The following is a 13,323-nucleotide window of genomic DNA, read 5'->3' as shown; positions in this document are numbered from 1 at the left end:
CGGCGGCCCAATGATCGACATCGGCCGTAGCCGCTCAATTGTCCTTGCCGACCACCTTCGCCGTCGTCGGCCGTTCCGCAACGGCCTTGTCGCCCGTCTTGTCACCTGCCTTGCCCGCATCCTTTTCCCGCACAGCGCCGGCAACGGGCGCTGCCGCACCCGTATGGGCCACCACCGCCTTGTCGCCCTCCTCCGAAAGCAGCGCCGCCAGCATCTGGGGGTTGGCGTCGCCCTCCACGTGGATATTGAGGTTGCGCTGCGGGAACGGGATGTCGATCCCCTCCTCCCGGAAGCGCTGGAGGATTGCGATACGCAGCGCGTTTTTCACGCCAAGACCATTGGAGAGATCGGCAAGGTGGAAACGCAGTTCGAAATCCAGCGAAAAATCGCCGAAGCGGAGGAACTCCACATGCGGCTCGGGATTGCGCAGCACCGGCGGCTGGGCGCGCACCAGTTCCAGCAGAATATCCATCACCTTCTGCGGATCGGAATCGTAAGAGACGGAAACGGGAATTTCCGCGCGCATGATGCGGTTGCGGTGTGTCCAGTTGCCGACCGAGGAATTGATGAATTCCGAATTCGGCACGATGATCGACTGGCCGCGGAAGGTTTCGATTTCGGTGGCGCGCACGGAAAGCCGTTTGACGGTGCCTTCCGTCGTGCCTGTCACCACCCAGTCCCCCACCTTGAAGGGGCGTTCGACCAGCAGGATGAGGCCGGAGACGAAGTTCGAGACGATGTTCTGCAGGCCGAAACCGATACCGACCGAAAGGGCCGACGCCACCAGCGCCAGGCTGGAGAGGTTGAGACCGGCCGAAGACACGCCGAAGATGGCCGCCACCGCGATACCGAGATAACCGATACCGGTCTTGACCGAATTGCGCACCCCGGCATCCACCTGCCCGCGCGCCATGACGTTATTGTCCAGCCACTTCTGGAACCAGCGGGTGATGATGTAACCGATGGCGAAAACGAGGACGCCGCCGAAGAGGCCGATCAGCGAAATGGAGGCATTGCCGACGGTGATGCCGGTCAAGAGGCGATAGGCCCAGCTTTCGATATCGCCCGGCTGGAAGCCCCAGGAAAACAGGATGAGCGGCACGCCGAAGGCAAGCGCGACGGCATAGATGCCAAGCCCCGCGGCAAGGCCGGCCTGATCGAGCGCGACCACGCCGAGACCGAAACGCCGGGCGAGATAACGGCCGGCAAGCGATTCCGCAAAGGCGCCCTGTCGCGAAATCGCCTTGCCGGAGAGAATGCCGATATACATCGTCGCCAGCACCGCGCCGGTGGCGACGATCTGCGTGGCAAGGAAACGCGCAAGCCCGACATAACCCGTCAGGCAGGCGCCGATGAGAACGAGGCCGCCCACCCGCAGCAGGATGACCAGCCAGCGCGGCAGACGCTGATTACCGGTCTCATAATCCTGCCCCTCGCCGATCACCGGCCGCAGGAACGATACGGTCAGCAGAATAAGGCCGATGATGATCGAGGCGAGGAAGCTTTTGGCAACGGTGACGATCAACGGCGAATAAAGCGTCTCGCTGATCGTGCCGAACAGGTAATCGAGCCCGTTGACGAGCGCCATCAGCAGCACCGCCGAGGACAGCGTGTGCGCGCCCTTGTTGGACACCTTCAGAAGCCGCCATTCCGGCTGCGTCGGCGCGAAGATCGCATAGCTCAGCCGTGAGACGAAATAAACGAAACCGGTGACCGCCATCGCCCCGAACAGGATCGGCGCGATGTCTGATCGCAGCACGTTGAAATTATCGAGGAAGAACGCGGAAGTGACGAGAAACAGGAACAGTGACAGCGACTGCACCATGGTGGACCAGAAGGCCACCGAAAGCCGTCTCAGATAGGAAGGCTCGCCCGTAAAGGCCCGCCGGTCCATGCGGCTGCCGAAAAAGCGGTAACCGCCCACGAGAAACAGCAGGGCGGCCATGATCGACAGCGTCACCGCCCCGAACATCGGCAGGCGCTTGTAATTCCAGACGAAGCTCGCCCAGCTGCTGAAAGCGTTGTTGAGGTTGGTCAATTCGGTCAGAAAGGCGGAGGAGGCATCGCCCAGTGTCTGCGCCGAAACTTCGGTGCGCTTGAACAGCGTGGCGGCGAAAAGCGCCCGGCGAACGGCGGTGATGTTATTGGAAATCTGCGCGGCATTGGTGGCCGTGCTCTCCACCTCGCCGGCAATCGCATTCACCTCGGCCCGTTCCGCCGTCAGCCGGTTTCGCTCCTCCGTCACCATACTCGCCTCCGGCGGCTGGTCGTCCGCAGGCGCCGCACCGAGGGCATCCAGCCGGGTCTTGATCTGGTCGAGACGGGTGCGCAGCTTGGTGTTGGCGGCGGCGGCATCGGCGGCAATGGTGTCGGCGCGGCCCTTCAGGTCCACAAGCTGCACATCATCGCTGCCGCCCGCTTCCACCTGTTTGGCGATCGCCGCGACATCGGCCTTCCATTTCTCCAGTTCCGCCCTCGCCTGTTCGACGGTCGAAGCCTGGATAGCCACCGGGGCGGGCGATGTTGTTTCCCCCTGCGCCGCCGCCGGCATTGCCGACAAGAGACCGCCGGCCAGAAAAAGCACCATGGCCATTATCGCCGCCATGGCGCTCCTTTGCCGCCGATCCCGCACCAGGCCGTCGAATACCCTTCTGCCGTCCATCAATCCGCCGAACATCAACCGCACATCCATGCCTTTCGTCTCTTTGCGCCGCATCAGGCTTTTTAGCGCCTGCCGCGCGGAAAACCACCCGCATAAAGCGAGGTTTTCAGGAGTTTGCCTTGCTTTTCACCGCGAGAATCATCACCTTTGATGATGCAGCAACATGGGAGGAAATCATGGAATCTGCTGGCATTGGCTGGATCGCAGCCATCATCATCGGTGGTGTCGCCGGGTGGCTCGCCGAACAATTCATGAAAAGCAATATGGGTGTTTTCATGAACATCCTTCTTGGAATCGTCGGCGCGATCGTCGCCAACGCCATCCTTTCGGTGTTTGGAATCGTTTTGACGGGTTGGCTCGGTTATCTCATCGCCGGCTTCATCGGCGCCTGCATCCTCATCCTTATCGGCCGGGCTTTCAGGCGCGGATGAATAAAAGGAAAAATCCGTAAAACCCCGGATTTCCAGACTTTTCCAGCGCGACTGAAATTTTTTCGTCACAAAAATCGAAGAAATTTCATTTCCGCGCTGGACAAGCCCAAACTTCCCCTTTATACGCCCCCTCACACCGCCACACGGTGTCGGTCGGGTGATTAGCTCAGTTGGTAGAGCAGCTGACTCTTAATCAGCGGGTCGTAGGTTCGAGCCCTACATCACCCACCAAATTCTCTTATTAAAGAACTGAATAATAAGAGAATTTTGCATGCCGTGACTATTTATGTCCGACGATTGTTTCTAATTTATATTCCGTTCTGTTCTCTTCTGTATATTAACAACAGCTGCCCAACGACAAAGCACCAGAATGGACCGCCTCAGTATTTTGTCTGGAACGTTTCAGCCTGCTGCATCGTGAGACGTTCCAAGTGTAACTAACGACTCCACAGTAAACCCAAGTCATGCGCAAATAAGACTATCCATACACACTCTCTTGGATGGGGATGATGAGAAGGGTTACCTGTGCCGCGTTGTTTCTCTGTCTCGGGACCGTTCCAGTGTGGGCGGAAACATCGTCCCAAGAGACAATACTATGGAAAGATCTACCGGGATGGTCGGTGCGCATGGACCCTTCTATGGGTAATGCATGCTACGTCTCGAGTGTCTATCAAGACGGAACAGTTGTTCGCCTAGGGTTCAATTTCCTCAACGACGTTCGCCAGCTTTATTTTTCTTTGGGCAACGCCAAGTGGAAATCCCTTGAGGCCGGTAAAGAGTATCCTGTTCGAATTCAATTCGACAACAACACTCCTTGGGATGCAACGGCTTCGGCCATAAACATGAACTCCGTGAATCATCTCCACATCAACACGAAAGACGCTGACTTCGCTCAAGAGTTCAGCAAGAAACTTGGTTTGCGTGCATACTACGCGGGGAAACAAATCGTAGCACTCCGGCTCAAAGGAACCTCGAGGGCGATTGAGGAGATGCTGAACTGTCAGGACACCGTAACGAAGTATCTGAACTCGAAAAGCGCCCCGCCAAAGAACGCCGATCCGTTCGCAACCACTCCTTCCGTTAAAACTTCTGAAGATCCATTCGAGTTGTAAAACGCAAACATCAAACCCATCACCGGTTCCTATGCCTTCGCACGCCGCCCGCGTGTTGGCGGTTCGCACTGTCGCCCCAACGAAAAGCATGCCCCGGGATTTCAGTAGCTCTAAAAGCTGGAAACAGGCCCTCCACCGGCAACCTTTCCCCAAAGCTGTCTCAATCGTCCTTATGATCGGGACCATGAGATTGCTCATCAACATATTGCTTTTCATTTTCGGCGCGGTCGGGAGCGGGATATGTGCGTTTTTATTATCGGCAGCGCTTGCCGATTCCGGATTTCTCGGCTCCTGTTTTGAGGGAAACTGCGCCTATGCGGCGCTTTTCATGGTGCTGCCCGTCACATGGTTCGTGCTTTTTGCGCTTTATGTGATGGCGCTGCTGATCTGGCGGCGAAAGCCTTTCCGGAACGGAAGGCTCTGAAAACGGAGGTGGCGACGTCATCGCCGCCGCGCACGCGTTGACAGCGGTTAAGACTTGCCGCTAACGTCCGCCTGCTGGGGGATTCGCTGCCAGTGATATGCGGGCCTCATGAGCAACCCGATATCACCGGCCTCTGAATGTGCATGTTCCGATTTGCGTCTCGCGTATGTGGGCATGACGGAAAACAGGGAGACCAAAGGATGCGGGCCGCAATCAATTCCCCGTCGCTTTCGATCGACACCATGGACTACCAGGCCGAGTGCCAGTTCGCGCTGGAACCTTCCATTCACGGGCTGATCGAAAAAGCGGAACATGCCGGCTGGAACCGCCAGCAGGCCGCCCTTGCCATCGTCGCGCTCGCCAGCGAGCATCTCACCGATCTATTGTCCGCCGGCGGCGTTCCCGCGCCGGATCAACGCCCCCTCTCCTGATATCCTCCTTAAGCCGGGCGGATCAGCGCCGGCGTCATCGAAACATCATCGCTAAAATCAACACAACATGTCCGGAGTGTCCCTGTCGACACTGCCGGAACAGGTTTGTGCCGTGAAGGTCAACGTGTGGGCAAAGCCGATCCCGCACGGCACCCGACGCCGCCTGTCGCGCCCCGGTCCTTTCATCGCGCCGGGCACCCAATCGCCCGCCAGCAACCCTGCCATAGTGTTGACACAAGCCACCAATAATGAGAACATAAAGTGAACATTATGGAGGTCAGCGATGAACACAGCAGACGCAGCCATAGAAAATGCCCTTTCCGTTGTCGCCCGCTCCCGCGATATGCGCGAACGCGCGCTCGAGCGGCGGCGCGAGCTGCAACGGCGAACGGAAGTCATCATTACCCGGCCGCTTTACGTGCTCAAAAAGAACGAAGGGCCGAAACAGCTGTCGCTGAAACTCGATAGCTAGTCACCGATGCAAAGAGCCGGCAAGAGCGGCGCTGTGAAAGCGAAGGTTGCCCCGCCTTCCTCCTGAAAGCAAAATCCCGTGCGGATCACCTCACGCACGGGATTTTCAGAATGAAGAGGTTGTTGTTCCTGTTTATTGCATGCGTTGCATTGCGGCTTCTGGTTCACCGGTCGTCGCAACCGCTGCCGGAAGGCGGTCGGTCTTTTTCAGGATGACGACGGGCTTTTCCACCGGATCTGTCGGCGGAACGATGCTTGCGGTTTTGAATTCACGGTCTACGGCAGGAACGGAAGCGTTGATCTGTTGATGACCTGCGCATTCCGCAAGCGCTGCACTGGCGGAAAAACCAAAGACAGCGGCGATAATGAGAACTGATTTCATGTCATTCTCCCTTCGCTCTGGTGGCAATCTCCAGTCTAGGTGGAGACGGGCCGGATTGAAAATCACACTTTAGAGACATCTAAAGCTCATCATCATTTCGGCAGTCGTCGTCATCAATGTGCGGGGGCAGGCAACAGGCAAATGCCTTAGCCCTTATTTCTTCCGCACATCCAGCGGATTCCGGCAAAGCGGTCTGCGAAATATCATCGCCACATAACTTCCCTTAAGAGAAATGAGGCTTGGCGTGTAAGTCGAAACCTTCGCCGTGTTGGCGGCCTTTATCGTTCTCCCCTCAGAGGAATTCTGCTGCATGGCACGCCTCCTTCCGTAAGCGATAACGAAAATGCGCCGGTCTTGTTCCCATCGTCCTCTCTTTGCTCCGAGAGAGATCGAGGCGCTGCCGCGTATTTCTCTTCTCCCCGCCGGGGAGAAGGTGGCCCGAAGGGCCGGATGAGGGGGGCTAGCGCAGAGATATGCGGAGAGCTTGCCCCCTCATCCGGCTGCCGCGGACTTCTCCCCGGCGGGGAGAAGAAACAAGCGGCAACCTTCCAGCCATATCCAAGGCCCCAAAATGCACGCGCTTGAAAAATTCGCCCAAAACCTCTATATGACCCAGCGCGAGGACGACCTCGGCCATATCGGCGACAGCATGCGGGACGGCCCGGTCACATACCGGAGAATGAAATGCGTTCCCTGCAAGATCGTATCCGCCACGCCCTCAGTTTCGAAATCATCGGCCTTCTGCTCGTCATTCCCTTGGGCGCGCTGCTTTTTGGCATGCCTATGGAAGATATCGGCATTGTCGGCCTCGTCAGCGCCACGTTGGCGACGGTCTGGAACTATGTCTACAATCTCGGCTTCGACCACGCCATGCAGCGGCTAAAAGGCACGACGCTGAAGACGCCCGCCCTTCGGGTCGCCCATGCCGTGTTGTTCGAACTCGGTCTGCTGATCGTGCTGATGCCTTTCATCGCCTGGTATCTGAATATCAGCCTTGCCCACGCGCTGGTGATGGATATCTCGTTTGCGCTGTTTTACGTGGTCTATGCTTTTGTCTTCAACTGGAGCTACGACCGGATTTTCCCCCTGCCGGAATGGAAGTCGCAGCAGGACGCCGCCTGACCGGCGCGGAGAGGAACGATGCCTCAGCGCAGCGACGCCTTGAAGAAGCCGACGACATCGGTGTTGAAGCTGCGGTGAAACCCCGCCCGGTCGAAACCCGCCGCATCGCTGCAAATCTGGGGCACGGCCTTTTCCATCTCTACGGGGCAAGGGGCGATAAAGGAAAAGTGCCCCGCCCCTTTTACCATCCGATAGTCCGGTTTTACCGGCAGATCGTCGCGCAGCCTTGCAACATCCTGCGGCGCGACACCATCGCCGCCGCGTTCCGAACTCCAGAGCTGGACCGGGATCGTGATATTCTTCAGGTCGCCCGCGCCGGGAAAGGCATTCAACGGGTCGGCGGCAACCACAGCCTTTATCCGCGCATCCTGACCGCCATGCTGCGGCAATGTCGTCTTCTGCCGCATCTGCGTGCAAATCGGCGCCTGCGGGTCGGGACAGGGCAGCCCGGCATTGGCAAAATCAGGCGTGCCGCCGGCAAGCACCAGCGCGGTATAACCGCCGCGCGAAAATCCGAAGACACCGATCCGCCCGGCATCGATGGAACCGGCGTCGCTAAAACCTTCAAGCAGATGATCCAGCAACCGGGCAATATCCGCCGGACGGCCCGTCAGCGCGGAAAGCTCGCCGGCCTTCTTCATTTCAAGCGCATTGTCTCCAGGGTGATTGATCGCCGCGACAATGAAGCCGGCATCCGCCAGCGCCGCCGCCGTGTCCCGATGGCTGAAATAGGTGCCGCCAAAGCCATGAGAGATGACGACGAGCGGATACTTCCCTTCAGGAACAGGGCAATCGCGCACAGCGGGCAAAATAAAGGGGCCGATCCTGACCTCTTCCGGCGCGGCCGCGCAGGGCGACCACACCGCAGCCTTCATGGCAGCTTTGCCATTCGCGGCTGGAATGTCGATCAGCCGGAGACCGGCCGCCATGGCGGCGCCCGTTCCAGACAGGGCGGAAAACATAAGGCAAAGCAGCAGCAGAAATCGCATCACCAACTCACGGATCGGGCTCACGGATCGGGACCATTATGCATAGGCCGATCGGTGACCGGCACTACGCGAACATAAAGCGGTTTCCTGTGACGGCAATAACGCCGAGCGCTTAAAGCGATTTCAGCGTCCAGGCCACGATGTCACGCGTGGCGGCGGCAAAGGCCTGATCCAGCGCCTTCACGAAATTGGCGTTGCCGGAACCGCTGACGCGGGCGCTGGCGCGGAACACTTCCTGCGCCTTCACCGTGCCGTTGCGGTCGTTCAGGAGCTTCACCGATATTTCGATATTGGCGATATTCTTCGCCGTATCGATTTCGAAGGCACGAATATCGGTCACGACCTGATAGTCGATTGCCAGCCCCTGCCCCGGCCGGCCGACGCCGCCGAGCTTGCCGGTATCCTCGAAGGCTTCCACCAGCTTGGATTGCACCATGCGCGGCAGGCGGTCGCTCCATTGCGAATTGCCGAGATACTGCACCTCCGAGCCGGAAAGGCGCACCACGATGTTTTCGCTGTCGAGCGCCTTCAGGGCGGTCGGATCGGCGATCAGCAATTGCCGGCTTTTCAGCGAAGGTCCCTGCGCCACCGTCGCCGAAGAGACGGAGAGATCGAAAGTATCGTTCTTCGGCGCACCCGCGCAGCCCGCCATCAAGGCGGCAAACAGCGGAGCCAGAATGAGGGCGCGGCGCTGACGGCCGTTCATCAATCGTGTCATTGGCCCATACCCCTCTTAGCGCCTTGTTCTGCCATCATATTGTTTCACGGTTTCGCCGCCGAAAATCAACCGCTGCGGATCGCGGTCGATATTGGTGATGGCATTGTTGAGATTGTCGACCGTGACCCGCGTGCTGCCGATCAGCGCCTGGAAATCCTTCAGGCCCGAGCTGGAGAAACGGGTCAGGTTGTCGGCAATCGGCCCGATGCGGGCATTGAGATTGTCAGCCACCGCCTTAAACGAGGTGAGCGTCTCGCGCGCCTTGGCAAACAGCGAATTGGCGTCATCGGTGCCGAGCATGCCGTCCACCTTGGCGAGAATGCCGTCGACGCGGCTGGAAGCGAGGTTCAGCTTGCGGCCCATTTCGGTAAAGTCGGAAACCGCCTGGTCGATATCGGCACGGCGGGCCCCGACATCGTCGGCGATCCGTTTGAAGTTCGCCACGGCGTCACGCGCATCAGCGGTCGCAGAGGAAACGTCGTCAACCACGGTTCCCACCTTGGCCGGATCGACGGAAGCGAGAAGCTCATCCGCACGCTTCACCACGGTCTGCACTTCCGTGCTCGCCGCTTCGAAATTGCGCGCCGTGCTCTGCACGGTTTCCATGATGCCCTGAATATCGCTGGAAGCGGAAGCAACATCCTTCGTCACCTTGTCGACATTGGACAGGATGGAATCGATCTTGCCGGCATCCACCGCTTTCACCAGATCTTCGATAGCCGTCAGCGTGCCATCGAGACGCACCGAGACCGACTGTACCGTTGTAGAAAGCGAGCTGAGGCTGGCGATGAAATTCTTGATGCCGTCGGAATTGGCCGCCAGTGCATCGGAGAATTTCTCGGCATTGCGCACCGTCTGCGTCAGCGGGCCACGCGCATCCTGCACGAAACCCTGCAATTCGCCGATGGCGCCATCGGCGCGTTTCAGGATTTTATCGGCGGTGGCAAGCAGGTTGGTGACGCTGGAAAGATCGGCCGTCAGTTCCGCCGGAACGCCGCTTTCAACGGCTTTCTGCAGAATGCGCTCGCCATCCTTGTTGCCGCCGGAAAGCTCGATATAGGCAGCGCCCGTCAGGCCCTGAATTTCAAGCACGGCGCGCGTGGATGGGAAAACCGGCGCATCGGCCTGCACTTCGGTAAAGGCGATGGAATAGGCCGGGTCGTCGCGGTCAATGGCAAGGCCGCGCACGGTGCCGACCGGAATACCGTTGAAGCGCACGGGAGAACCGACGGAAAGGCCGTTCGCGGAGCCGGGAATACGCACGACAAGCTGGGCCGTCGGGCCGCCGCGGCCAAACTCGGCCATCCAGTAAACGAAGCCGAATGCGGCGGCGATCACGATCAGCGTGAAAATTCCGACTATGGTGTAGTTCGCCTTGGTTTCCATGCTTCTTGTTACTCCACCGGATTTTCGTGTCTGCCGTCCGGAAGAACGACAGAGCGCGCCCGTTTGCCGCGGAAATAGGACTGCACCCATGGGTCGTCACAGGCGAACATGTCCTGCAATGTCCCTTCCACCAGCACTTTCTTCTGTCCCAGCACCGCAATGCGGTCGCAGACGGAGAAGAGGCTGTCGAGGTCGTGCGTCACCATATAGACGGTCAGGCCGAGCGAATCGCGCAAGCGCGCAATCAGCATATCAAATTCCGCCGCCCCGATGGGATCGAGGCCGGATGTCGGCTCATCGAGGAAGACGAGGTCGGGATCGAGCGACAGCGCCCGGGCAAGCGCCGCGCGCTTGATCATGCCGCCGGAAAGCTCGGAAGGATACTTGTCGCCCGCATCGGGCTTCAGCCCCACCATCTCGATCTTCAGATAGGCGAGCTCGTCCATCAGCTTCTTCGGCAGATCAAGATATTCGCGCATCGGCAGCTGGATGTTTTCCTTCACCGTCAGGCCGGAAAACAGCGCGCCCTGCTGGAACAGCACACCAAGCCGCTGGTCGAGCATCATGCGGTCATCTTCGCTCGCTTTGTCGTAATCGGTTCCGAGAATGCGGATCGCTCCCGCCTGCCGCGGCAGGAGCCGCAAGATCGCGCGCATCAACACGGATTTGCCGGCACCGGAGGGGCCGATGAAGCCGAGGATTTCACCGCGATAGACATCGAGATCGAGATTTTCGAGCACGTTGCGGCCGTTGAAACCGACGGTCACGCCCTCGACGGAAAGCACCACCTCGCGCCCGTCTTTCCCGGTTCTGGTCTCCTGCGGTTTCTGGTCCAGTTTCTCCAACGCGCCCTCCCTAGAAATCGATGGCTGCGTAGAAGATGGCGAAAAGACCATCCACCAGAATGACGACGAAAATCGACTTCACCACCGAGGAGGTGACGTGCTGGCCGAGCGATTCGGCCGAACCGCCCACCTTCATGCCTTCAACGGCCGCGACGATGCCGATGATGAGCGCCATGAACGGCGCCTTGATCATGCCCGCAGCAATGGTCGATTCCTCGACAGCGCCATGCAGGCGCGACAGGAACACCTCAAACGTGATGCCGGAATAAAGCAGCGCCACGATGGCCGCACCGAAAAGCGCTGCGAAATTGGCGAGAATGGTCAAAAGCGGCAGCGCGATGGTCAGCGCCACCAGCCGCGGAAACACTAGCACGCCCACGGGGTTGAGGCCGATCACCTTCAGCGCGTCGATTTCCTCGCGCATCTTCATCGAGCCGATTTCGGCCGTGATCGCACTGCCGGAACGGCCGGCGATCATGATCGCGGTCAGAAGCACACCGATTTCGCGCAATTGCAGAATGCCGACGAGATCGACAACGAAGACTTCCGCACCGAAATATCTGAGCTGGAACGCGCCCTGCTGGGCGATGATCGCGCCGATCAGGAACGACATCAGCATGATGATCGGCACGGCGCGCACGCCCATATGGTCGATCTGGTTGACGATCGCCGCCGGCGAGACGCCGCGCCCGCGCCCAAGCTTCATCTGCGCGCCGCGCACGGCCGAGCCGAGAATATACATGCCCGCCAGGAAATCCGCGCCATTCTGGATGACGGCCTTGCCGATGGGCGCAAAAATGCGCTCGGCAAGCCCCACCTTCGCAGCGGCTTCGCCCTCCATCTCCACCTTTTCGGGCAACTGGCCGATGACCTCTTCGATACGGTCATTGCCCGTCACGGTGACGGTCGCGCCATTTGCCTCGAGGTCCTTGCGCAGACGCTGGATGATCCATGCGCCTGTCGTATCGATGGCCTCGACGGAAGAAAGATCGATTTCCACCGGGCCGGCGGATTTGCTCTTTTCGATCTTTTCAAGATTGGGGAAAACACCGGCGAGATTGCTGTTGCGCCAGGAACCGCTCATGACAAAACGCAAGCCGCCGCCGGAGACGCTGTCGTCTTCGGTGATTGCGGCCGGGTTCGCCTGTTGCCGTGTGTCCTGTTCTTGCATAATGCTCCGAGCGAGTGCAGCCGTCACGAGATTCTTAAAGGTTTCATAACGTTTTGGCCTCCGGCAAGCCACAGTGACGGCCGACAATTCGTGATAAATTTGGCGTCATGTGTCTTTTGCCGCCCAATCGGAAGTGAAAAAACATGCCCCGTTACCTGCAAGCCACAACAGAACGTTTTCCCGTCGCCGGCAGCTTCACCATTTCACGCGGCACCCGCACGCATGCGGATGTCGTAACGTGCACCATCCGCGATGGTTCCTTCGCTGGCATTGGCGAATGTGTGCCCTATCCGCGTTATGGCGAAAGCATCGAAGGCGTCATCGCCGATATCGAGGCGATGGCGCAGCAGATCGCCGGCGGTGTGACACGGCAGGAACTGCAGCAGGCGATGCAACCCGGCGCCGCCCGCAATGCGGTCGATTGCGCGCTGTGGGACCTCGAAGCAAAGATCAGCGGCAAAACTGTTGCCGAGCGCGTCCTTGGACAGGCGGCAAAGCCGCTCGTCACCGCCTACACCATCTCGCTTGCCGACCCCGAGACCATGGCCGCGAAGACGGCGGAAAACGCAGGCCGCCCGCTGCTGAAGATCAAGACCGGCACGGCGGATGACGAAGCGCGTCTAAGAGCCGTGCGCGCCGCCGCACCCGAAGCGCGCATCATCATCGACGCCAATGAGGGCTGGAACGATTATAATATCGAATATTATCTGCGGCTTGCGGCAGAACTGAAGATATCCCTGATCGAGCAGCCGCTACCCGCCGGCAAGGATGACATCCTCGCCCGCATCGACCATCCGGTGCTGATCTGCGCCGATGAAAGCGTGCATTCCACGAAGGACCTCGCCGCCCTGCGCGACCGTTACGATGCGATCAACATCAAGCTCGACAAGACCGGCGGCCTGACCGAAGCGCTCGTCATGAAGGCGGAGGCCGAAAGGCTCGGCTTCACCATCATGGTCGGCTGCATGCTCGGCACCTCGCTCGGCATGGCCCCTGCCGTGCTGGCGGCGCAGGGAACGGCCTTCGCCGATCTCGACGGGCCGCTGCTGCTGGCGCAGGATCGTGAGCCGGGACTGGTTTATGAGGGTTCGCTGGTTTATCCGGCGCGGCCGGAACTGTGGGGGTAAGTCGTGGATATTGAAGGCAGAGAAATACGATAAGGCGCAACCTCGCCGCTTG

Annotated in this window: 14 protein-coding genes and 1 tRNA gene; 8 read left to right on the top strand and 7 right to left on the bottom strand. The window is 59.4% G+C overall.

The window, feature by feature from the left end; translation table 11 throughout:
* Window positions 1-34: 34 nt before the first annotated feature.
* Window positions 35-2,716: a mechanosensitive ion channel family protein gene (locus EM858_RS25755; RefSeq protein ID WP_164865570.1), complete on the bottom strand. Its 2,682-nt coding sequence runs from the start codon at window positions 2,714-2,716 to the stop codon at window positions 35-37.
* Window positions 2,717-2,838: 122 nt separating this feature from the next.
* On the opposite strand from EM858_RS25755, the gene EM858_RS25750 reads away from it, so the two are divergent.
* The 6 genes from EM858_RS25750 (at window position 2,839) to EM858_RS27260 (ending at window position 5,532) form a co-directional block, all read left to right on the top strand.
* Window positions 2,839-3,093: a GlsB/YeaQ/YmgE family stress response membrane protein gene (locus tag EM858_RS25750; RefSeq protein WP_003524764.1), complete on the top strand. Its 255-nt coding sequence runs from the start codon at window positions 2,839-2,841 to the stop codon at window positions 3,091-3,093.
* 155 nt (window positions 3,094-3,248) lie between these two features.
* Window positions 3,249-3,324, top strand: a tRNA-Lys gene (locus EM858_RS25745).
* 395 nt (window positions 3,325-3,719) lie between these two features.
* Window positions 3,720-4,205 carry a hypothetical protein gene (locus EM858_RS25740; RefSeq protein ID WP_080816927.1) on the top strand — a complete coding sequence of 162 codons (486 nt, stop codon included), beginning with the start codon at window positions 3,720-3,722 and terminating at the stop codon, window positions 4,203-4,205.
* Between the two features lie 172 nt (window positions 4,206-4,377).
* Window positions 4,378-4,629 (top strand): hypothetical protein, encoded by a 252-nt coding sequence (locus tag EM858_RS25735; protein ID WP_127758423.1) that lies wholly within the window; start codon window positions 4,378-4,380, stop codon window positions 4,627-4,629.
* 200 nt (window positions 4,630-4,829) lie between these two features.
* Window positions 4,830-5,060, top strand: a complete 231-nt coding sequence (locus tag EM858_RS27265) for a hypothetical protein (protein ID WP_003524760.1) — start codon at window positions 4,830-4,832, stop codon at window positions 5,058-5,060.
* A 283-nt stretch (window positions 5,061-5,343) separates the two neighbouring features.
* Complete coding sequence (locus EM858_RS27260) at window positions 5,344-5,532, top strand: hypothetical protein (RefSeq protein WP_003524758.1); 189 nt, start codon at window positions 5,344-5,346, stop codon at window positions 5,530-5,532.
* A gap of 132 nt (window positions 5,533-5,664) precedes the next feature.
* Here the strand turns inward: EM858_RS27260 and EM858_RS25715 are convergent, their stop codons facing one another.
* Entirely contained in the window at window positions 5,665-5,913 is a 249-nt protein-coding gene (locus EM858_RS25715; protein WP_003502962.1) for a hypothetical protein, read from the bottom strand.
* 684 nt (window positions 5,914-6,597) lie between these two features.
* Here EM858_RS25715 and EM858_RS25705 point away from each other — a divergent pair.
* The gene (locus tag EM858_RS25705) at window positions 6,598-7,035 is read left to right on the top strand and encodes a PACE efflux transporter (protein ID WP_080816925.1); all 438 of its coding nucleotides are present in this window, start codon (window positions 6,598-6,600) and stop codon (window positions 7,033-7,035) included.
* Window positions 7,036-7,058: 23 nt separating this feature from the next.
* Here the strand turns inward: EM858_RS25705 and EM858_RS25700 are convergent, their stop codons facing one another.
* From EM858_RS25700 to EM858_RS25680, 5 genes are all read right to left on the bottom strand, one after another.
* Entirely contained in the window at window positions 7,059-8,024 is a 966-nt protein-coding gene (locus EM858_RS25700) for a dienelactone hydrolase family protein (RefSeq protein WP_127758421.1), read from the bottom strand.
* Between the two features lie 112 nt (window positions 8,025-8,136).
* Window positions 8,137-8,742, bottom strand: coding sequence for an ABC-type transport auxiliary lipoprotein family protein (locus EM858_RS25695; RefSeq protein WP_127758420.1), 606 nt, complete (start codon window positions 8,740-8,742; stop codon window positions 8,137-8,139).
* A 15-nt stretch (window positions 8,743-8,757) separates the two neighbouring features.
* Window positions 8,758-10,128, bottom strand: a complete 1,371-nt coding sequence (locus EM858_RS25690) for an MlaD family protein (RefSeq protein ID WP_020810470.1) — start codon at window positions 10,126-10,128, stop codon at window positions 8,758-8,760.
* Between the two features lie 8 nt (window positions 10,129-10,136).
* Window positions 10,137-10,973, bottom strand: coding sequence for an ABC transporter ATP-binding protein (locus tag EM858_RS25685; RefSeq protein ID WP_035223193.1), 837 nt, complete (start codon window positions 10,971-10,973; stop codon window positions 10,137-10,139).
* Window positions 10,974-10,983: 10 nt separating this feature from the next.
* The gene (locus EM858_RS25680) at window positions 10,984-12,144 is read right to left on the bottom strand and encodes an ABC transporter permease (RefSeq protein WP_127758419.1); all 1,161 of its coding nucleotides are present in this window, start codon (window positions 12,142-12,144) and stop codon (window positions 10,984-10,986) included.
* Between the two features lie 143 nt (window positions 12,145-12,287).
* On the opposite strand from EM858_RS25680, the gene dgcA reads away from it, so the two are divergent.
* Entirely contained in the window at window positions 12,288-13,271 is a 984-nt protein-coding gene (gene dgcA / locus EM858_RS25675; RefSeq protein WP_127758418.1) for an N-acetyl-D-Glu racemase DgcA, read from the top strand.
* Window positions 13,272-13,323 lie beyond the last annotated feature (52 nt).

It is taken from the genome of Agrobacterium sp. CNPSo 2736 (genome assembly GCF_004005385.1).
Lineage (GTDB): Bacteria > Pseudomonadota > Alphaproteobacteria > Rhizobiales > Rhizobiaceae > Agrobacterium > Agrobacterium leguminum.
This window is presented reverse-complemented; position numbering and strand designations above follow the sequence as displayed.